The organism is Rhodospirillaceae bacterium (assembly GCA_040219235.1).
In the GTDB taxonomy this organism is placed as follows: Bacteria; Pseudomonadota; Alphaproteobacteria; order Rhodospirillales; family Rhodospirillaceae; genus WLXB01.
Genome location: JAVJSV010000012.1, coordinates 837,800 through 860,193, shown reverse-complemented (window position 1 = coordinate 860,193; position 22,394 = coordinate 837,800). Strand labels below are relative to the sequence as shown.

Sequence of the window (22,394 nt, the reverse complement as noted above, 5' to 3'; positions counted from 1 at the left end):
GACACCAGCTTGAGTGTTTGAAGCAGTTACATGAGCCATTGCCGTTTCCTTATTCTGAAAAGTTGCGCGGCTTACCCAAGCCACCGATAACAATTGAGCCGAACAATAAAATCACGATTGCCGCATACAAAGCTACTTCATAACTGCCAAAAATATCGAACGACATCCCAACCGCAAGAGGCCCTACCGCTGCTCCAAGATAAAAAACCGACAACTGACTTCCATAGATCTTACCGTACGCTTTCAATCCGAAAAAACGGCTAACCAGAAAGGCCACTAGATCAATTTCAGCTGCTGCGGATAAACCAAGTGTAATAACAGCAATTAAAAACACCCAAGAGGGTGCGCTATCGAGCGTTAGTAAAAAACAGCCTGCCGCTGTTGCCGAGAATAATAAGGCAGCCACTAATGGGGCTCTGAAGTGATCAATTAGGAATCCGACGGCAATGCGACCGAATAGGACAGCAAATCCTAAAACACCGGCAATCTTTGCTGCATCCATCGCAGACATATCTCTGTCAATCAAAAGAGGAATTAGATTGATCAACAATCCAGCAATAATTGCCGAAATAAAGAAGAAACCAATGGCGATCTTCCAAAACACAACGGTCTTATAACTTTCTTGAAACGTGAGTCCGGCATGTCCACTTTGATGAACTGTTGTCGAGGCTTGTACAGCTGCGTTATCTGATTGTTTTGCTTGAGCAACAGACGGAGCATGGTCATTAAATAGCAAAGCAATCAGTGGCAGTGCAATTACCAGAATTATTGCGCTGATACCCAAATATCCTGCTTGCCAGCCAAAACTCTCAATCAACGCGGTCGCGACACCTGGTCCAACAATACCCGCCAAACCAGAACCCGCGAGTGCTAGACCTAGCGCCAAGCCACGCCCCTTATCGAACCAAAGGTTAACTGCGCGCGTCCAAACGACGGGTGTGGTTCCACCGCCAACGATCGACATCAGTAGCCACATGGCATAAAAGAATGCGATCCCTCCACCCAGCTGCGTTAGTGATGCATATCCAATGCACAAGCAAGCCATTGAAATCAAACCCACTCGCTTTGCGCCGTATCGATCAACAATCGTGCCAACTATTGGTGCGGTGAAGACCGTACCCAACAGGAGAAAGCTTGCCGCGGTCGAGACTTCACCCCGGGTCCAACCGAAGGCATCCACGAGTGGAATGACAAACACGCCAAACGTATAAAAAGCGAAGCCGCTTAAGCCGAACCCATTCCCGATCGAACATGCGAGTAACGTTCGCCAGCCGCGTTGGAACTCTTGTGTTGTAGATAGCATTGTGGATATTCCCCCTCAAAACCCCAAACCCTTGCGGCAAGGGATCATTGTCACGAAACTGGCACGCTGACAGCTTTTCGATATATTTGTCCACATTGTGAGCATTGTTAATGCTTTCATTTTCGTATTGAAAGGTTGCAGATGTGGCGGGCTGAATATTCGTATGGCGAACCAAACCGGCCTATCCTGCCTCATTGAGAATGAAGATCGCGTATTATTCGGAGATGATACACCCTACTGCTTCTCAAATAACGTGCTCCATCTTCAAAAAAGAAAACTGATTGAGCTAAGATTAATGTTTAAGGATGAACGATAGAAATGACTGATGCACGAGCGTGGCGACGAAAATTTGGTGTCATGGGGCCGTCGACCAACACCATAGTCCAACCTGATTTTGATGACCTTCGCGTTCCAGGTGTCACAAATCACTACAGCAGAATTTTGGTCAAAGACGGAACCATTGAGAGTGATGAGCAATTCATGGCGTTGACGCGAGGGATCGCAGACAACGTAATCGACGCCGTGAGGAGCGTGATGACCTGTGCACCTGACTATCTTGTTATGGGAATGTCAGCTGTCACTTTTTACGGGGGTGCGAAAGGCGCAGATGAATTTTTAGATCGCATCGAATCCGAATCTAAAATTAAAGCGTCAATTGGATCACATTCCTGCATTGCCGCATTAAAGGCATACGGTGGTATCAAACGTATTTCATTTGTATCGCCCTACTACCCATCAGCCAATGCGGAAGTTAAACAATTTTTCGCCGACCACGGTTTTGAGACTGTTCGAGAAACATGTCTGCAGTGTCCAAGTGCCATCGCCATTTCTGAAGTGCAAGAAGATCAATTGGTTGATGTTTTACAAGAACTTGATGGACCCGACGTTGACGCAATTGTTCAAGTCGGCACGAACATGAGCATGATGCGATTGGCAGGGTTTGCTGAAACTTGGCTGAGAAAGCCTGTGATTTCCATCAATGCTGCGACATACTGGCATGCGCTGCGCGCAAACGGCATCGCTGACAAAGTGCAGGGCTTTGGAAGGCTGCTCGAGGACTTTTAGTAATTTCCTGACGTGATCTCCGACACTATTTAAACTCGTAGTCTACAGTGCCATCGAACGTCACGTTGAGGGTAATAACGGGCACACGACTAGGCGCGAAAGCAGAATGGTGTAACGCACGCCCATCTACGTAGATACCATCACCGGTAGCAAGACGGCAGGTCGTTCCGTCCTGCTGCGTAATTTCTGCATGACCTTGCATGCACCAGACGATGCGTGGACTATTGGTCAAATGCATTTCGGTTGGCCCACCCGGAAATGGCTCTCCAGGCTGGCTGATGGCAATTCCCCAGTATTTTGCATCTTGTTTTTCTGAAATCCACTCGGTGTCACTCACCTGGATAAGCGGAACCTCGGTTTCGATTGTGATGGACCGGTCATTTTTATCCATCTCCATTGCACAAAGCTTCATGGTGGGACTCCCTTTTATTCCTGTCGGTACCCGGTGCCAGACACTGTGTCCGAAGACCGCTGCAAGTTATAGCGAGGCTGAGAGGGATTAAACGGCATATCGGTCGCGATAAATTCAGAATCTTCCAAAATTTCCCAGTAACCGCTCTTGGCAGCTTCCTCGCGAATCGCATCGCCAGCCTTAACCATATAATCGATACCGTCTTCCGTACGCTTCATACGCCCTTTGTTGATGTAAATGAGGATATCGCGCCCATTAGTTGCCGGAGTGGTGCGACCTCCAGCCTCAAGCACTGCCCGACGGAATGAGTTTCCGTCGCCAACATAGCGTTTAACTGTAAATTTAGCCGCACCATCGGGTGCACTTAGAATTGCATCGTGATCAGTCGCTGTTGTCGGAGCGTCGCCATCCATCCATTGAGCGATGGCCATAACATTGAGTCCTTCACTCCGAACGACTTTTGCCTCGGGTGCTTCACTGTTATTTGCAACAATGTAAGTCAGAATCACCGTTTCACCGTCTGGATTTGGGTTGCGCAAAATACCCGACGGGAGAAACACAGCATCCCCAGCATTGACCGTCACAGGCTTGCCTGCCACCCCAACCGTGGCGGAACCTTTAAGCATATAGAGTTGTGTCTCAAATGTGATTTGATGAATGACGGGCCCGGAATCCCATTTCAGCACACGGAGCGAGCCCATCGGGAAATTGAATTCCTGAGCCGAATAATGGCTCGCACCATCGGGTGCCGTTGTGACGGCGTCCCCTTCGGCGGTGAACACCCGGTCATATACTGGCCCATCCGCTTTCGGCACCGGAAGGTTCCATTCAGCAGCCTTATATATAGGCGCATTAGCCGACGGGATATGAATTAGGCGTGCATCCTGAGCCGAAGCCGAAGATATTGCCAGCTCTGCAAGCATCATAAGCGAAGCGATAATTGGGGTTCTCATACGACGAAGTCTCCCAGGTTATCCATAGCGATGATCAGAACTTGGCAATGATCATGACCGAGTATGCGAGTACAATGACCCTGACCCGACGTATCTTGTAAAAGAATCATGTCACCGCGTGACAAATAGCGTTTCTCACCGTTGCTCACGGTTAGCTCCATTCGCCCAGACATGACAGAGACAAACTGAATGTCATCAACGGTTTTAAAGTCGACGTAATGGCCTGGCAGATACTTAGCGGCTTGCCAGTGCTTAACTCCCTGGCTGGCAGCACCAACGCGTCGCTCATTCCCGGATTGGGGAAGATCAACTTCGCCTAAACAACTATGGCCGTGATCATCTACGTAAATGCTGGGAAACAGCATACTTTAGCGCCCCCTATTTCTATAAACCGGCATGAAATCTTAAGAATGATCTTCAACGTTCTCAGATGCTGACGAAGATTAGAAGCAGCGTTTCCCTTTGGTTCGGCTGGCGAATAGTGACCGCCCATGGATTTGGATCGAAACTGGAACTGTTTCCGAGACTTGAGCTTTTCTGTTTAATCAACATAGTCCACAATGAATTCTATAAAACTGCCTGAATTTTGGAGAAGTTGAGCCATGCGATTAGTGACCTTACTTGCTGTTTCGACCGCCGCTCTTGTGCCCGCTCCTTCCAGTTTGGCTAGGGCACAAACGTCTGAGCAACTGACAACCGTCGAAATCGTCGTCCCCGGTTCCGTAATTCAGGCGATTGAGGGAATAGACATCGGACCCGATGGAATGATTTATGGGACGAGCATTCATGCCCAAGCTGTCTATCGTATCGATCCCAATACTGGTTTCGTAACAGTCGCTGTCCCCTCACCTTATGGTGAGTCTGATGATGTCGCGGTTGGCCCGAAAGGGACACCTGTAGAAGGGGTTCTCGCCTGGACAGCGCAAACCACTGGCGAAATTCGTATTCAACGCCCTGGTGGCATGCCGGAAGTTCTCATGTCCGACGTTCCCCGTGTCAATCCTATTGCCTTCAATAAAGAGGGGCGACTATTCACCGCTCAATCTGGCGCAGGTGAAAATGCCCTATGGGAATTGGATGTGATCGGTAATAAGCCACCAAGGTTGGTCGCGAAAAATAAGGGGCGGCTTAACGGTTTCGGTTTTGGTCCAGACGGTAGGCTCTACGCTCCTCATTTCGGCACAAATGAACTGTTCGCAATCGACGTCGACACAGGGGAATTTGAGGTCATAGCGAAAGGTGTGGGAACAACGGCCGCCACAAAAACAGATGCGAATGGAGATGTCTGGAATGTTGACTATGTGACAGGTGACTTATGGGTGACAGATATGAAGTCGGGCGAATCTCGAATCTTCGCCAACTTCCCGCCCCCCCTTGACAATCTAACATTCGATAAGAATGGCGTAATTTACATGGCTGACCTCGCAGTTAGCGGCATAACGGCCTTCGATCCTAAAACGAGAGAAAGTTGGGTCGTGACTGCTGGATCGTTCACCGTGCCGCTCGGTATGGCGCTGACAACTCTGAACGGCGAAGAATCAATTTTGATCACCGATCCATTCGGCTATCGCTTCCTTAATCCGCAGACTGCAAAGATTACCCGTGAACCAGAAATGTGGAGCGTGGGTGGGTCATCCGCTGCGGCCGCTAATGAAGACTTCATTGTCACGACGTACGCAAATTTTAATGCCGTTAGAAAGATAAATCGTCAGACCAATGAGGTCACGTTTTTGTCTCGGGAGGTCAACGCTCCCCGCGGCGTTGTGTTAACTAGCAATGGTGATGCAATCATTGCCGATGCATCAAGCGGGAAACTTCTGCGTCTTGTAGGAGATAGATTTGAAGACGTGGCTACGGGACTAAACGAACCCGTTGGAGTCCTGTTGGAAAATGACGGTTCGGTTCTCGTGACAGAGATCGGGTCCGGCACCGTGAGTCGTATTGATTTGGCGTCCGGCCAACGCACGGCGCTAATACAAGGCTTGATTAGCCCTCGCGGTCTAGCTGCGTTACCGGATGGACGCATTGTCGTTGTCGAGCCCGCTAGAGGTGAAGTAATCGCAATAGACCTTTCAACAGACGAACGCTCTGTATTGGCGCACGGACTACCGATCTCTCTGGATAAACATCACTTACCCGCAAATACTCCGCTCGGAATTACCGTCAATCGTTCAGGAGCCATTTTTGTCAGTTGCGGCGGCGACAATAGCATCGTCAAGATCACCCTCAAGCAATAGCTAAGTTTGAATGCCAACGCATTGGACATCGTCATCCGTGGATAGCTCCGTTTCTGCAAAAGTTTTTTGAATGTGTAGTGATCGTTGCGGGATGCGGTTATCTATTCGGCCTGTTGACGCAACTATGGTGACATCTGATTCTGATGAAGTCCGCCTGCGGAGTCTCAATCAGAGAATCGAGTTTTAAACTCTGACCGTATCATTCAAGTGGAGGGAAATACTGGTTCTACCATGCCGCTTTCCCAGGCAGGGTATTTTTCCATCACGCGCAAAAATCGATCCGACTCAAGAATATTTTGCAGCCAGTTTTGGACCCTAGACAAATCAAGCGCGTTGAACCATTCACGGTCATTATTGGCAAACTGGCGAATGAACGGCGAGATTGCTGCATCAGAAAATGTAAAGTTACTGCCGCACAGATAATCGGTTTTCAACAGCCGCTCGTTGAGTTTTTTCAGAAATACCAAACCCTGTGCGCGATAAAAAAGTGGGTCTGGGGTTTCATAGCGCGTCGGGTATTTATACCGGTCCAGAGCCTCCTTAAACGGTCCGTCGTTTTCGGCAATCAGGGCATAAATATCATTAGGATCATTATGCAGAGGCGCAAGCCATCCCTCCGGATCGCTACAGTCGAGCGCCCACCGCATAATTTCAAGACTTTCCTCGATAACCCGATTATCGGGCAACACCATTACTGGCACGGTACCCTTCGGAGAAACCGCTACCATTTCAGGTGATTTGTTGCGCAAGACGACCTCACGCAACGCACATGCCTGGCCGCTCGCAGCAATCGCCATACGCGCCCGCATCGCATAAGGGCAACGCCGAAAGGAATACAGAATAGGCAGTTCGCCTAGCATTCTGCTGACTCTAGCCATCAACAGCAGTTGATTCTTTCACAGCCTTGAAAGTCGCACCCACGTGCATCTCGCCTCGTTCCTGAGCCAGCTTGATTTGAGCCTGCCGGGTTGCATAGCGTTCGCGTTGACTATCGGTACGTTGGTCGATACACCGGTCACATGACACGCCGGCAACAAAGTGCGAGGACGAGCGCCCGGCGGCACTAACCGGCCATCGGCATGCGTGGCAAAGTTCATATTCGCCAAGCTCCAGGTCATGCTTCACAGACACCCGATAATCAAAGACGAAGCAGTCACCACGCCAAGTACTTTCTGCTTCGGGAACATTCTCTAAATACTTTAAGATACCCCCTTTTAGGTGGAAAACATCCTCAATGCCACGCTCTTTCAAGAATGACGTTGCCTTCTCGCAGCGGATACCACCTGTGCAGAACATCGCAATCTTTTTATGCTCGAATTCAGCATGATGCTCTTCGAGCCATTTCGGAAGATCACTGAAACTCGTCGTCCCTGGATTGATCGCACCCTCAAATGTGCCCATCTCTACTTCGAAGTTGTTGCGCGTATCGATGACAATGGTGTTCGGATCAGCAATGAGGTTATTCCAATCTTCAGGCGCAACATAAGTGCCGACGTTTGCCAACGGATCGACACCGGGCACTTTCATGGCGACGATTTCTTTCTTCAAGCGGACCTTGAGACGATAAAATGGCATACTCTCAGCATGAGATTCCTTATGCTCTAGATGCATAGAATTTGGCAATCCGCGCAAAATCTCTAACGCAGAGTCTATTGCCCTTCGCGAACCAGCAAGCGTCCCATTAACACCCTCAGGTGCCAATAAGACCGTTCCTTTCAGATCATGCGCTGAGAGTTGCACCAGCAAAGTCTCACGCAATGCTGCCGGATCTTCGAAGGGGGTGAAATGATAAAATGCTGCCACTACGATATCTGTCATAGAATCTAATATATGTGACAAACTCGCAAGATAAAATGCCGTCTTAGATTTATTAGTCTGATGCGGTAAAATTAAGACTTAAAATCCATGCATCCAAGGCTCAACCGTCTCATCCTGATGATGGCACATACGGCCAACCACCCACAAACCTAGAGACAATTTTATCGCCTCTCCTGCATTGCCTAATACGTTAAAGCCGACATGCCTTAGTTGCGCTGATTACACCATTAATACTTCTCATGTTCTAAACAGGAGACGTTCATGCTCTGCATGTAGGCGTCTCCGAAAATAAATGCAAACGAGGTTTCAGCCGCGTCCCGCCCCATGCCAATACGGACAAATTGGTTCACATCAACTTTCTGTGTTGGATCCAGAAGATGCCAGCCATCAGCGACCCATACTTCAAGTAGTGCATGAAAATCGGGTGGATCAAGGCCAACCGCGTATCCGCTCACAAACCTGGCAGGTATTGCAACGGCGCGGCAAAAGGAAATTGCAAGGTGGGTAAAATCCCGGCAAACACCCGCGCGTGACCTGAACGTATCAAAGGCAGTGGTCATAGATCCCGTGCTACCGAGAACATAGTGAATGTTATTATGAACCCATTCACATATAGCTTCCACCTGCGACAGACCTCGCGGAAACCTCGAAAACTCTTGCTGAGCAAATATCTGGAGTTGTTCCGACTGACAATAACGACTGGGAAACAGGTAGGTCAACATATCGAGAGGCAGACTGCTCGGCAACGCCGCCAATTGATAGTTTGATGGATTTTGGGGCTGTGGAGTCGTCATAACATTAGCGTCGAACTGCACGCTCAATGATGTTTGTCCCTGGCAACACAGACGATGGTAACGATTGCCATGCACTTGCTCAACGTATTCATCCATTGGAATATTAGGAGCAACCGATATATTCTCGGTACCGATGTACTGTGTAGAACAACGCGCAGGTGCCACATTAAAAATGAAGGTCGTCTCATCGCGAACCTCATAGTCGAGCCTACACCCCACTAGAAACGATCTCCGTTCGACCTGGTCTCCGTCTCCTACTAAGTTTGACATTTGACCCTTTGTGCATAATGCATTTGGCGAATTCCAGCTCATCTCAAGCGCAGCGAGAACTCTTGGGCCTGCCCAACCAAATACCCGATCAGTTTATTCTGGAATTTCAAACTGTGCAGCAGGCAAACGGCTTCAGCCCTTCAGAAGACCTTATCAGCTCAACTTCTGCGCTACAAAATATGTATTAGTTGCACTGATCCTCAGCTTTAAGGAAATGAACTCCAGAGCTAAGGTGTTGTGTGGTTTATGGGTCATTTTTTGAGCAAGGTGTCCCAAAAGCTGTATTTTTCTCTGTAAATTTCGAGTTTAACAGGACAATGACATGATTAACTCGCCGGTGACTGCGGACAGTGCCAACTGCTCTAGAGCAATCCGTCATAGATTCTTTACTCTATTGTGCAATTTTAGATATTTATTTTTAGAATATAACTTCTTGTTGTGCAAAAAACTCTTCTGGCAGTGCCATTGATTCCATTGACGTTGAGTATTACCCACGCATAATTTAAACAGCGTAAAAAAAGTTAGTTCTTGGGGGAAAATTCTTTGGCGAAACGCCTTAAAGTTGCGATCGTCGGGTCTGGACCCGCTGGTCTGAGTGCTGCCGCGCACGCCGCCAAGATTGGCATGAGTCACGTCTTGCTGGAACGTGCAGATCATGCCTCGGATACGATATACAAATACCAAAAGGGCAAGTTTGTCATGGCTACGCCGGACATATTGCCGTTGCGTTCAGACTTATCCTTCCGCGCCGGTCTGCGGGAAGACATTCTTGCCAAGTGGGATGAGGGCCTCGACTTCTATGGAACCAAAATCCGTTACAATTCTGATGTTGTAAAAATTGAACGTACGTCTGATCATTTTAAGGTAACAGTTGCCGACGGCAGCGTTGTTGAAGCAGAAAACGTTATTCTGTCTATCGGTTTGCAGGGCAATATCAACACCTTGCGCTGCGAGGGTGGCGACCTCCCCCTTGTGCAGTACCAATTAGACGATCCGGACGAATATCAAGACGAAACGATTGTTGTTGTCGGCGCTGGCGATGCCGCAATTGAAAACGCGGTCGCCCTCGCCAAGCAAAATACCGTTTTCATCGTAAATCGGCGGGCTGAATTTGCGCGCGCAAAACAAGGTAACCTAACACTTATTAATGGCGCCATCGATAAAGGCCAGTTGCAATGTTATTTTGAATCAAACCCGGTCCGTGTTGAACCGGACGGTATCGTGCTTGAGACACCGGACGGCGAGTTAACTGTTAAATGTAATCGTATTATTGCACGTCTGGGTGCATCACCGCCGCGCAGGTTTGTCGAGGCTTGCGGTGTGGAGTTTCCGAGTGACGATCCCAAGGTTTTGCCGGAAGTCAGCCCAACCTACGAGTCAAATGTCCCCGGACTTTATATTGTCGGCGCCCTTGCCGGATACCCGCTGATTAAACAGGCGATGAATCAAGGCTATGAGGTTACCGCCTATATTAATGGCGAGGACATACCTCCGGCTGACGAACCTTTGCTAATCGAAAAGTTTTCCGTCATGGGAGACGTCGAAGTCGATGACGTGCTCTCGGCAATCCGCAAGACTATCCCCGTTTTCTCTGAGCTCAACACGTTGCTGCTGCGGGAAACCATGCTGGAATCACAAATTCATGCTTTCAAAGCGGGGGAAACCATTTTTGAACGCAATGACTATTCTAGCACATTCTACACTGTCTTCACCGGCCAAGTCGGCATTCAAATCAATCAAAACGATCCCAGCCAAGTTGTTAAACTGCGCGAAGGCGAGTTCTTCGGTGAAATGGGATTGATCTCGGGCCGGCGGCGAACAGCAACTGTTGTCGCGGTAACGGATTGTGTTGTCTTCGAAACGCCAAGACGCACAATGCTGAAACTGATTCAATCCGTGCAGAGCGTGAAGCGGGCGCTGGACAAGACCTCAATTCTAAGACAGATCCAGATGCATATGACCCCCGGTGTTCCGGCAAGTGACCTGGAAGAACTGGTGGAAACCGCTGAAATCCAGAACTTTAAGGCGGGTGAAACCATATTCGCTCAAGGCGAAATTGGTAATCATATGCATTTGATCCGGTCTGGCTCTTGCACGGTTTCAAGCCGTATCGGCGGACGCGACATCGTGCTGAGTTATGTGCCGTCAGGCAACTATATTGGCGAAATGGCGCTGCTCTCTGATATGCCCCGCTCGGCCACAGTTCGCGCCGCCAACAATACAGAAACCATTTGTTTGTCAGGCGATGCCTTTAACAAGGTGATGAATGACAACATTGCGATACGCAGCAGTATTGAAGCTAAATTCCGGACACGCCTTCGCCAAAATGAACAGATGGAATCGCGCCCGGAAGCAGGCAACATCATTCAGTTTCTAATTGAACAGGGTGTTGGCGAAGCCACTGACGTTTTACTTATTGACGAGACTCTGTGCGTCCATTGTGACAACTGCGAAAAGGCCTGCGCCGAAACCCACGGCGGCTTATCACGGTTAGACCGCGAGGCCGGCCCTTCATTTGCGTCCATTCACGTCCCAACATCATGCCGCCACTGCCAGCACCCTCACTGCATGTCAGACTGCCCGCCCGATGCCATTCACCGCGCACCGGACGGTGAAGTTTATATTGACGACAGCTGCATCGGCTGCGGCAACTGCGAGAGCGCTTGCCCTTATGGCGTTATTCAGCTCGCCTCTCCGCCGGAGGCGAAATCTAACTTATTCTCATGGCTAATGTTTGGCCGCGGACCAGCTCCCGGGGATGCTGTATCGTTTGAACAGGAGCAACCGGCTTCCAACAGCGATGAGACCGCCCCGGCGACAAAACGTATCGCAAAAAAAGCCGTAAAATGTGACATGTGTAAGGACTTAGCTGGCGGTGCCGCGTGCGTGAATGCCTGCCCCACAGGCGCGGCAGCCCGGGTGAGCCCGGAAAAATTCATGAACCTTGCGACTTTGAATCGATAAGGGATCACCCGCATATGCACGAGTCCCTCCTTATTTATCGAAACCTTCGCTACTTAAAAGCATCGCTTCTGCTCGTGATCATCACGGGCGGGCTATACGTTCTGCATACGCCGATCGGGAGTCCAAACGGAGGAACCTGGCTGGGCTACACCCTTGGCGTTATTGCGGCAGGAATTATGATATGGCTCGCCTGGTATGGTGTTCGCAGACGGGCGTATGGCAAAGGCGCAATTCGCATGGAAGATTGGGCCTCGGCCCACATCTACTTAGGCTTAGCCCTGGTCGTTGTTTCCACATTCCATAGCGGCTTTCAGTTTGGGCTTAACATCCACACCCTGCTCTACTTCTTAATGCTTATCGTCGTCTTGAGTGGCGGTGTTGGTTTGTATTTCTATATGCGCTTCCCGCGTTTACTGTCTGAGAACAGGCGCGGACTCACCACCGAAATGATGCTAAGCCAAATTGCTGAATTGGACCGTGAACTCAACAGCATCGCTTTAAAGGTCGAGGACCAAACTGGACAGGCAGCAATTAATGCCGTGCAAAATACGGTCATCGGTGGAAACCTGTTACAACAGCTCTCATTAAATCATCCCAACTGCGCAACACGCCGCGCAAGAAAACTCATTGAACAGTCTGATAAGTCTTCCGACGAAGCAACGCGACGCAAGCTACTAACCCGGCTGACCAAAAAGGAAGGTCTTTTGCGCCGTATTCGCCAAGATATCCGGCTTCGTTGTCTTTTGCAGATATGGCTTTACGTTCACGTCCCCTTCACATTTGCAACCCTAGCGGCACTGATCGCCCATGTGGTTGTCGTTTTTTATTACTGGTAACGCTCTCGTGAAGACTCTTATCAAACATGTTACGAGAAGAAACCGCGGTGATGTTGCCGTTCGGGAGGAATGGATTGAGTGTGAGTCCATTCTGTTTGGACGCAGCACAGCATGCGACGTTCAACTTGTGGACCCGCGTGTTCTTCTTGAGCATGCCCGCATTACGGTGCGGTCTGAAGCGGTTTATATAGAGGCCCTCAATAGCGGCCCCTTATCAATCAATGACAACCTCGTTGAAATTGCCAAGATTACCGAACTTGATGACATCAATATCGGGCCATTTAAGGTCACCGTTGAGCCGAAAAAAAACGACACCGATATAACTGTCTCTGTTGAGCTTATTAGCCAACTCGGGGACGAACTAGAGAACCTGAAAGCGACAGCAAAAACTGAGATTGAGTCCGTTGGCTTTACCAAAAGAACATGGTCTTGGGCGGCATTCGTTACAGTACTGGTCGCACTTCTGATCGGTCCTATGGTCACGTCTTGGTTTATGCCCGAAGCTGTTGTGAATGTTGAGCAAGCCAGCACCTATGATGCGGCGGTACGACCCACAGCATTCTGGACCAGCGGATCAATCTCGGGCGCGCATAAGTTTTTTGGCGAAAGTTGTGATGTCTGCCATGAGAAGCCTTTTGTTCCGGTTCAAGACACAGCCTGTGTGGCGTGCCATCAGGCCATAGAACATCATACCAACCCTATTCTTTTTCCAACTGCATCGTTTGAAAACGACAAATGTCAGAGTTGCCACAAAGAGCATCAAGGTAATCAAACTGTTGCCCGCAATGATCAAGGCTTTTGCGTGGACTGCCATGCCAACCTTACCGAACAAGAAACCTCTACCACACTAAGAAACGTTCGGGATTTCGGTACCGATCATCCGGAATTCAAGCCCACGGTGATTATCGATGCCGCGTTTCATGTGATGTCAAGCGAGAGAGCCATTGGCGCCTCTGAACCACCACTGGAAAATTCAGGCCTAAAGTTTTCACATGCAGACCACCTTAGAGAGGCCGGCGTCCAACATCCAAAACGAGGTATTATCGACTTAGGGTGCCGGGACTGCCATGTATCGGACGAAGGCAACGTGTCCATGCTGCCCATCAGTTTTGATCGTCATTGCCATCAATGCCATACCTTGAGCTTTGACGTTCAATTGCAGGGCCGCGAATTAATTCACGGCCAGCCAGAAGAATTATTCATGCAAGTCTCTGACATTTATAATGCCGCAGCACTGCGCGGCGGGTACGAGGAACCTGACGCACCAATCATCATCAGGCGTCTACCGGGCAGCCCTTTAAAAGACGAAGACCGCGCCGCAGCGCGGAATTGGGCTGATGAAAAATCAGCAGAAATTCTGAATGGCCGCTTTGGCAAGGGACAGTGCAGCGAGTGCCATGAAATTGTCGAGAACACATCAACGGAGATATGGACGGTAGAACCGGTCTACATCACTGAACAATGGTACCCGAAGGCTAATTTTGACCATGGCAGCCACAGCGATGTTGGGTGTCGCACCTGCCATGACGTAGAGTCATCAACAACTTCATCTGACGTTCTCATGCCCGCTATTGAGACATGCCAAAGCTGTCATGGCGGTGAAATTGCTTCAAACCGTGTTCCTTCAACCTGTGTGACCTGCCACGATTTTCACACCCATGGTATGCCGCCCCTAAAACCCCTGCAGAGCACCGCAAGCCAAGGGTGGGATGGTCACGCTCCCACACGGCGAAGCAATATCCAAACACTTATTGGTGCGTCGCGCTGATGGGCCGCCTAGTTTACATCCTATGCGTTAGCCTGATATGCACGCAGGTTGCACATGCAGAGAACTTAACACTGTCATATGATGGTACTTTTCTGGGCCGTGTAAAAGCGACGGAAACAGATTCGCCGCTTCAAATTACGATCAACCTTAAAGAAGATTTGCCCGTATCAACCCATGTCATGGCGCGGTTTCAGAACAATACACCCTACCACCGCTTGGCGGGCGGAGCGTGGCATTCCTGGAGTGAGACCAGGTCCGATCTTGTTGATGCGGGTTTTGTTGCAAGCGATGACGGCACACTGACGTTTAAGATTATTGATGAGGCCGTGTCTTTAAGCTTTTTCCCGGTCGTGTTCACAATCGCATACACATTAGAGAACGGGCGTCTGAAGTCCGGTTATATGGTGATTGATCAATGATCCTTCGGTTTATACAAGCCACCTCTTTTGCAGCTTCCTTATTCTCGAGCAGCCTCGCCTTCGGCCAGTTCTTGACGCAAACAGACGTTGATCAAATTATATCTCAAGCCGTGGCTGAGGCGTCGGCCCACATCGCCGATGATGCAGTGATTGCAGTCGTTGACCGCGTGGGTAACGTACTTGGTGTCTACGCCATGGACCCAGCAGCCATGCCGGAAACCACTATTTCCTCAGGACGCGGCATCCCATCAGGTAACGGCCTCGAGGGGTTAACGCTGCCGATCACGCCATTAGCTGCCATCTCTAAGGCCATTACTGGCGCTTACCTGTCGTCATCAGGCAACGCTTTCACCACACGCACAGCCAGCCAGATTGTCCAAGAAAACTTCAATCCGGGAGAACGTGGGCAGCCGGGCGGCCCTTTATTTGGCGTCCAGTTCAGTCAACTGCCCTGCTCTGACATGATGCGCTTTGGTGAGACGTTAGGAGGTGGGCCGCGACGTTCACCACTCGGCTTATCTGCAGACCCCGGGGGCCTGCCGCTGTATAAAAATGGCCGGGTTGTCGGAGGTGTCGGCGTACTTGCGGACGGTCTGTACGGCCTTGATCTATCCGTTGGTGACTTTGACCGCGATCTTGATGAAATGATTGCAATAGCAGCTCAACAAGGTTTCGAGCCGCCGGAAGATATCAAAGGCCACCGAATTACCGTTGAAGGCAAACTGTTCCGTTATGCAGATATAGATTCCCGCTTCTTAAGAGCCAAAGGGTCAACAGCAACTTTAGACCCGGCAAATTATATCGCTGTTGCAGGATACACCCCGCCCGGTCGCCGGGCTGGCCTTGAATATGGGGCAGACGCGTCAGGCATTACGTTAAGCAGCGGCATCGTCGTTCCAGGCTCAGACGTTTTTGTGCTGAGTGACGGCAACGGGGGCAACCGCTATGCGCCACGCGACAGTCTCGCGCCAGCACCTCTGTCTGGAGGACTGTCGTCAGATGAGGTGGCGACACTGTTATCCGAGGCCCTAAAAATCGCCTTCAAAGCACGCGCACAAATCCGCCGCCCATTGGGAAGCCATGCCCAGGTGTCTGTCTCTATTGTTGATTCTGAAGCCAACATTCTTGCTATTGCGCGCACCCCTGATGCCCCAATCTTCGGCACAGATGTTTCTTTGCAAAAAGCCCGGACCGCAACTTTTGCGTCCCGTCCCACAACGGCAGCCGAATTATCGGCTGTGCCTGCCGTAGAACTTCTGCCAGGCGTTCTAACGCTGCCACCTCTAAGCAGCTATGTCGAAGCGGTGCAGTCATTTGTTGGGCCGACGGCGCTGGCGGATGGCATCGCGTTTGCCGACCGCTCCGGCGGCAACCTGTCGCGCCCCTTCTATCCCGACGGCATCAACGGCAATCCCAATGGCCCGTTCTCGGTGCCTTTTGATGTATGGAGCCCGTTCAATACCGGACTACAATTGGATCTGGTTTTGCCAGATATTGTTGCTAGGCTTGATGGCAGTGCACCGCCACCTCAAGGCTGCACCGCTCTGCCACAGTCTGAGGCTGCTCCGGGTCCAATGCCGACACGCCTGGCAAATGGTTTACAGATCTTTCCAGGGAGTGTTCCCATTTTTCGTGACGGCGTTCTCATCGGCGGCATTGGCGTGTCTGGCGACGGCATCGACCAGGATGACATGATTTCGTTCCTCGGACTGCACAATGCCGGAGAAGTGCTCAACACCGGCGTCGGAAATGCGCCGCCCGAGCAGCGTGCTGACACTTTGTTTGTGGGGGGTGTGAACCTGCGCTACGTCAACTGTCCCTTTTCTCCGTTTCTAGGTTCAAGAGAGCAGGCTGTATGCGCAGGAAAATAAACTTATCTACATGCGGCTTTCTGCTGAGCTTGATAGCCATTGCCGCAGACGGCAATGCGCAAACCGAAGTGGCCGGTGCCGGACCAGAGTCCATAGGGCCGGTCGTTCAGGATAATGAAGAACTCGCACAAGAACGCCGTCGCCCGGGCAGAGAAGAAAAGCGCTCGCTCCCTGAAATTGATCCATCAGCCGTTGCCCCGCCAGCACGCAGTTTGCCCCGAGAGACCATACCGGTGCCAGACCGGTGGCGTCTGGTGGAAGCGATTGGCGTGAATGAACGCTGGTGGGACCCCTACAACCAGAACACCCTTAAAGGGGATCGCCCACTGTTCGATGACTGGTTTGTCAACTTGCTAATCATATCCGACACCGTCGTTGAACCGCGTGGCATTCCCACGCCCGTGGGGCCGCAGGGCGGGGCCAGACCCGGGTCAATTGATTTATTCGGTCAAACAGACCAAACGATATTCAATCAGAATTTAATTACTTCGGTGTCTTTCATCAAAGGCGACACGGCTTTCAAGCCCCCTGATTGGGAGATACGCCTCACGCCCGTCCTAAACTACAACCACGTCTGGGCTGACGAAAACCGGGCCTTACTGATCAACCCGGCCCAAGGGGATACCCGCGAAGACGGCCACATCGCCCTCCAAGAAGCGTTTGTCGATTATCATATACGTAACGTCTCTGACCGGTACGACTTTGATTCCATCAGAGTCGGCATTCAACCGGTGACACTCGATTTCCGCGGCTTTCTTTTCCAAGATCAACAGCTTGGCATCCGCCTGTTTGGGACGCGGGACAACAATATCTGGCAATACAATGCTGGTTGGTTCCGGCGCTTGGAAAAAGACACCAACTCTGGACTCAACGATATTGGCCAGCGCATCCGCGATGATGATGTCCTTTTCGCCAACGTATACCGCCAGGATTGGCCGGTGGTGGGTTATACCGTGCAGGGAATCGTTGCACACAACCGTAACCGCGAAGGTAACGATGAACTATATTTTAACGAAAACGGATTCTTAGAGCGTCCAGCGTCTCTCGGAACCGAACGCGGCTTTAATTATGACGTGACCTACTTCGGCTTCAACGGCGATGGCCATTTTGGCCGCTTCAACCTTACCCACGCCGCTTACCTGGCAAGAGGAAGCATATCAGCCAACAGCTTCACATCTTTTTTCGAGGAAGAGAAAGCGGACATTGAATCATGGTTTGTCGCCGTTGAACCGTCCATAGATTTTGATTGGATACGCCTAAGAGCACAGGGGCTGTATGCTTCCGGTGACAAAGACCCCTTTGATGACAAGGCTCAAGGCTTCGATGCCATTTTCGAGAACCCGCAATTTGCAGGGGCAGACACCAGCTATTGGATACGCCAACCGGTTCCGCTCATCGGCGGTGGCGGTGTTGTGTTATCGGGGCGTAACGGGCTCCTCAACTCGCTAAGGTCCTCGAAGGAACAGGGGCAGTCTAATTTTCTTAACCCCGGAACGGTGCTGCTTGGCATCGGGGCTGATTTCGATGTGCTTCCCGAACTGCGTGTCTTTGCCAACATCAATCACATCAGTTTTGCTGAATCACCTATCGTAGAAGTCGCGCGTAACCAACCTCTGACCTCTAAGTCTATTGGTTGGGATACGTCCGTATCCTTGCTTTACCGGCCTAACTTTACACAGAACATCGTGCTGAGAGCGTCGGGCGCCATGTTGTCGGGCGGCGGGGCGTTTGAAGAGCTATTTGCGACCGACCGCAGCGGCGACAAATTTTACTCTGTACTTTTCAATTTGATACTCACTTATTAAGGCCAAGTATGCGTTTTTGTCTCACAGCCGTTTTCCTTATAGTCGCCGGATTTGCCCATGCCGCCGATGGAGAGAAGCCGCGTTCTGTCACCTATCCCTATTATCCTCCGGCTCCTCAATTTCAAACCTGGGATCAAGCTGATGCGATGAGCGCCGGTTGCATAACCTGCCACACGGACTCTGATCAGAAGACAATGCATATAAGTGAGGCTGTTGTGCTTGGCTGTGCCGATTGCCACGGTGGTGATCCAAGCGTCCGGGCGCCTGCAAATGCGATGAAAGGCGTCCCCGCCTATCGCGCAGCGCAGGAAAAAGCACATGTTCAACCGCTCTACCCTGAAACCTGGCATTACCCGCATAGCGCCAACCCCGAACGCACTTATACGTTGCTGAACAAGGAAAGTCCCGAGTACGTCCGCTTCATTAACCCGTCAGATTACCGGGTCGCGCGCACGGCCTGCGGATCATGCCATCTCCCCGTCATCCAGGCCGCAGAGCGCAGCTTGATGGCCACAGGCGCCATGCTGTGGGGGGGTGCCGCCTATAACAACGGAATTCTACCTTATAAAAATTACATTCTGGGCGCGGCCTACACCCATGAAGGGGATCCTGCGACCATTAAGAGTCCAGGTCAGGTTGACCCATGGATGACAGAAGAAAGAGGGATTCTGCCTCAACTCTACCCCTTACCTGCCTGGGAGGTCATCCCACCCGGCGATGTCTTCCGGGTATTTGAACGCGGTGGCCGCAACATCCTCAATATTTTCCCTGAAATCGGCCTGCCCAATGTCGCAACACTGGTCGGCAGCTTACAACGTCTTGAAGAGCCGGGCCGTCCTGATATCCGCCAGTCTAACCGTGGCCCTGGAACCGGACTCCGCATCGCGGTACCGGTCATCAACATTCACAAGACGCGGCTCAATGACCCCTTCACCTGGTTTTTGGGCACGAATGATCAACCGGGCGACTACCGGTCCTCCGGATGCGCATCGTGCCATGTGGTTTATGCCAATGATCGTGAACCGGATCACTCTGGCCCCTATGCCAAGTATGGTCATATGGGCGAAAGCGCGAGTGTGGACCCGGTCATTCCCAAAGGAGAATCCGGGCACCCGATCAAACACGCCTTTACGCGTGCCATCCCGACGAGCCAATGCATGGTCTGTCATATGCATCAGCCAAACATTTTCGTGAATTCCATGCTGGGCTACACCATGTGGGATTACGAAGCTGATGCCCCGGCGATGTGGCCTGAAGAACAGCAGTATCCGACAAGCGCCGAAATGCTTGAAATATTGGAACGTAACCCCGAAGAAGCGGCCATCCGCGGTAAATGGGGGGACGTTGATTTCTTACGTACCGTATGGGACCGCAACCCGGAGCTTAATAACACACAGTTTGCTGATTATCATGGCCACGGCTGGAATTTTCGTGCGGTGTTTAAGAAGGACCGTAAAGGCAACCTGTTAGACGATGTTGGCGAGATGATCGCCCATGACGACCCCGACAAGTGGGAAAAGGCTGTTCATATGAAATCCATTCATATTGAGCTCGGCATGCATTGCGTCGACTGTCATTTTTCCCAAGACGCCCATGGCAACGGCTACATTCATGGCGAAGTCGCAAACGCCATCGAAATTCGATGCAACGATTGCCACGGCGATGCCGATACCTACCCAACTTTGCGCACATCTGGACCGGCTGCGCGGCCCGGTGGGTCAGACCTCAGCTTGATGCGGGTCATGGATGGAAAAAGACGATTTGAGTGGCGCGGAACCGAATGCGATTTGCCAGAAACAACGGTGCGCGATTGCGAACTCATTCAACGGTCATCCTTAGACCCAGATTTAGAATGGACGCTCAGTCTGGTCAAAGACTCGGTTAATCCCGGCCACGACACTTACAACCCCAAGGCGGCCAGGGCGAAACTGGTGAGCAATGACACATCGAAAATGGACTGGGGTTTGGGCGTGCCGCAGGAAAGCCGGGCGCACGATACCGATGAAATGGAGTGCTATACCTGTCATCTATCCTGGACGACGTCCTGTGCCGGATGTCACTTGCCAATTCAAGCCAACTGGAAAACCGAACGGCATCACTACGAGGGCGGTGAAACACGAAACTTCGCCACCTATAACCCGCAAGTCGTACGTGACCAGATGTTCCAATTGGGCATTCATCAGACAACCAAGGGCAACACCATCGCGCCAATACGATCGACGTCTGCTCTGATCTTGTCCTCAACCAATATCAACCGCGAAAAAATATACATTCAGCAGCCGCCAATCTCGGCGGCCGGGTATTCAAGCCAGGCCTTCGCGCCTCACTTCCCGCACACTGTGCGCAAGACCGAAACCAAAACGTGCTCTGACTGTCATTTGTCGGAAGACAACGACAACAATGCGATCATGGCGCAGCTGCTGTTGCACGGCACAAACTTCGTGAACTTTGTCGGCTATAACGCATGGATTGGCGGCGACGGCGGTATTGAAGCCGTGCGCGTGACCGAATGGGACGAACCTCAAGCCGTCATCGGCAGCTATTTGCACAAATACGCCTACCCGGATTGGTTCCAAGATCATCAAGATCGCGGGCGGAAACTCTACGAAAGCTACACCCATGGTGCCGGCCGAGTGGGCTGCCTCCAATTGCGCGGTGAATACCTATTTACTGCGGGCGGCGCAGACGGGCTTAAGGTCTACGATGTGGCTTCCATCGCGAACAAAGGCGTTTCTCAACGCATTATTTCAGCCCCGTTCAGCCCCTTGGGTCAGGACACCGAAGTCTCCTCCCAGAACGCGACCTGCATCGCCTTACCGACCAACCAGCCGATTGCACCGACGCGCATGAACAGTGATCCGGCCATGCGGGACCTGATGATTGAGGTTAACCAAGAGCAGCCCATTCATCCGCTGTATTCCTATGCCTTTGTTACGGATGCATCGGAAGGTCTGATTATTGTGAATGTCGATACGTTGGCAGACGGCGAACCGCGCAACAATCACCTGGAACGCGCCTTGACGTGGAACCCAGGCGGTGTACTGGCCGGTGCACAACACATTACTCTGACCGGAGAACTCGCCTACATCAGCAGTGATTTTGGTGTTGCAGTGGTCAACCTTGAACGCCCGCTTGAACCGGAACTTGTAACCGTCATCCCCTTTGAAGGTGCACGCTCGACCGCGTTGCAATTCCGCTATCTCTACGTCGCGGATCAAAACGGCGTTCACGTCGTTGATGTCACCAACCCTCAGGCCCCACAGGTCTTGCAGGGTGCGTCTGTAGCCATGAAAGAGGCACACCGCATATACGTGGCGCGCACCTTTGCTTATGTGGCAGCCGGGCGCGATGGCCTGGTTATCATTGACATTGAACACCCCGACAGACCAACAATTTATGAAACCTTCACCGCGGACGGGCAAATTAAGGATGCCCAGGATGTTATCGTCGGCTCGACCAACGCCTCGCTATTTGCCTACGTGGCCGACGGAAAGAACGGACTGAAGGTCGTGCAGTTAACCTCACCCGACAGTCAACCCGGGTTTTACGGGTTCAGCCCAGACCCCAAACCCGAACTTATTGCCTGGTATCCAACCGCGAAACCGGCGACAGCGCTCTCAAAGGGCTTAGACCGCGACAGAGGTGTCGATGAGTCGGGCAATCAGATTGCGGTGTTTGGGCGTCTAGGCTCCAGGCCCTTCACACAAGAGGAGCAGCAGAAGCTCTATCTGAACGACCGCGGCACCCCCTGGTTTGTTTCAGATGAGATTGACCTGGATGCCTTTATCGACGCGGTATCAGAGTTGAACCTGCCCATGCTGCCGCAAGAACAGGCCGCAGACAGAACACCCTAACGTCCCAAGAAATATGCCCAGAAGC

16 protein-coding genes are annotated in these 22,394 nt (G+C 51.3%); 9 read left to right on the top strand and 7 right to left on the bottom strand.

The genetic code is table 11. The annotated features are described in order from the left end of the window. Nucleotides 1–49: 49 nt before the first annotated feature. A complete protein-coding gene (locus tag RIC29_14175; GenBank protein MEQ8736069.1) occupies nt 50–1,303 on the bottom strand; it encodes an MFS transporter in 1,254 nt (417 codons plus the stop codon). A gap of 318 nt (nt 1,304–1,621) precedes the next feature. Between RIC29_14175 and RIC29_14170 the strand changes: the two genes are divergently transcribed. After that, on the top strand, nt 1,622–2,368 hold the full coding sequence (locus RIC29_14170) for an arylmalonate decarboxylase (GenBank protein MEQ8736068.1): 747 nt from the start codon (nt 1,622–1,624) through the stop codon (nt 2,366–2,368). A 25-nt stretch (nt 2,369–2,393) separates the two neighbouring features. Here RIC29_14170 and RIC29_14165 read toward each other — a convergent pair whose 3' ends face one another. Genes RIC29_14165 through RIC29_14155 form a run of 3 tightly spaced genes read right to left on the bottom strand, consistent with a single transcriptional unit; the run spans nt 2,394 to nt 4,098 of the window. Beyond that, nucleotides 2,394–2,780 carry a hypothetical protein gene (locus tag RIC29_14165; protein ID MEQ8736067.1) on the bottom strand — a complete coding sequence of 129 codons (387 nt, stop codon included), beginning with the start codon at nt 2,778–2,780 and terminating at the stop codon, nt 2,394–2,396. Nucleotides 2,781–2,794: 14 nt separating this feature from the next. Beyond that, nucleotides 2,795–3,733, bottom strand: coding sequence for a hypothetical protein (locus RIC29_14160; protein MEQ8736066.1), 939 nt, complete (start codon nt 3,731–3,733; stop codon nt 2,795–2,797). Continuing rightward, nucleotides 3,730–4,098 (bottom strand): hypothetical protein, encoded by a 369-nt coding sequence (locus tag RIC29_14155; protein ID MEQ8736065.1) that lies wholly within the window; start codon nt 4,096–4,098, stop codon nt 3,730–3,732. The genes RIC29_14160 and RIC29_14155 overlap by 4 nt, the downstream gene beginning before the upstream one ends. 237 nt (nt 4,099–4,335) lie before the next feature. Here RIC29_14155 and RIC29_14150 point away from each other — a divergent pair, with 237 nt between their 5' ends. Next, on the top strand, nt 4,336–5,970 hold the full coding sequence (locus tag RIC29_14150) for a hypothetical protein (GenBank protein ID MEQ8736064.1): 1,635 nt from the start codon (nt 4,336–4,338) through the stop codon (nt 5,968–5,970). Between the two features lie 203 nt (nt 5,971–6,173). Here the strand turns inward: RIC29_14150 and RIC29_14145 are convergent, their stop codons facing one another. From RIC29_14145 to RIC29_14135, 3 genes are all read right to left on the bottom strand, one after another. Then, nucleotides 6,174–6,830 (bottom strand): glutathione S-transferase, encoded by a 657-nt coding sequence (locus tag RIC29_14145; GenBank protein ID MEQ8736063.1) that lies wholly within the window; start codon nt 6,828–6,830, stop codon nt 6,174–6,176. A 10-nt stretch (nt 6,831–6,840) separates the two neighbouring features. Beyond that, on the bottom strand, nt 6,841–7,788 hold the full coding sequence (locus tag RIC29_14140; GenBank protein MEQ8736062.1) for a rhodanese-related sulfurtransferase: 948 nt from the start codon (nt 7,786–7,788) through the stop codon (nt 6,841–6,843). 227 nt (nt 7,789–8,015) lie between these two features. Next, nucleotides 8,016–8,852 carry a transglutaminase family protein gene (locus RIC29_14135; protein ID MEQ8736061.1) on the bottom strand — a complete coding sequence of 279 codons (837 nt, stop codon included), beginning with the start codon at nt 8,850–8,852 and terminating at the stop codon, nt 8,016–8,018. Nucleotides 8,853–9,395: 543 nt separating this feature from the next. On the opposite strand from RIC29_14135, the gene RIC29_14130 reads away from it, so the two are divergent. From RIC29_14130 to RIC29_14100, 7 genes are read left to right on the top strand one after another with little or no spacing between them, the layout of a single operon-like run. After that, nucleotides 9,396–11,816, top strand: a complete 2,421-nt coding sequence (locus RIC29_14130; protein MEQ8736060.1) for a cyclic nucleotide-binding domain-containing protein — start codon at nt 9,396–9,398, stop codon at nt 11,814–11,816. 14 nt (nt 11,817–11,830) lie between these two features. After that, the gene (locus tag RIC29_14125; GenBank protein ID MEQ8736059.1) at nt 11,831–12,652 is read left to right on the top strand and encodes a hypothetical protein; all 822 of its coding nucleotides are present in this window, start codon (nt 11,831–11,833) and stop codon (nt 12,650–12,652) included. A gap of 7 nt (nt 12,653–12,659) precedes the next feature. Further along, the gene (locus RIC29_14120; protein MEQ8736058.1) at nt 12,660–14,420 is read left to right on the top strand and encodes an FHA domain-containing protein; all 1,761 of its coding nucleotides are present in this window, start codon (nt 12,660–12,662) and stop codon (nt 14,418–14,420) included. Beyond that, entirely contained in the window at nt 14,420–14,839 is a 420-nt protein-coding gene (locus tag RIC29_14115) for a hypothetical protein (GenBank protein MEQ8736057.1), read from the top strand. Before RIC29_14120 ends, RIC29_14115 begins: the two co-directional genes overlap by 1 nt. Further along, nucleotides 14,836–16,710: a heme-binding protein gene (locus RIC29_14110; GenBank protein MEQ8736056.1), complete on the top strand. Its 1,875-nt coding sequence runs from the start codon at nt 14,836–14,838 to the stop codon at nt 16,708–16,710. Before RIC29_14115 ends, RIC29_14110 begins: the two co-directional genes overlap by 4 nt. Further along, the gene (locus RIC29_14105) at nt 16,695–18,515 is read left to right on the top strand and encodes a hypothetical protein (protein ID MEQ8736055.1); all 1,821 of its coding nucleotides are present in this window, start codon (nt 16,695–16,697) and stop codon (nt 18,513–18,515) included. The genes RIC29_14110 and RIC29_14105 overlap by 16 nt, the downstream gene beginning before the upstream one ends. Before the next feature lie 8 nt (nt 18,516–18,523). After that, nucleotides 18,524–22,369, top strand: coding sequence for a hypothetical protein (locus tag RIC29_14100; protein ID MEQ8736054.1), 3,846 nt, complete (start codon nt 18,524–18,526; stop codon nt 22,367–22,369). Nucleotides 22,370–22,394: the final 25 nt, after the last annotated feature.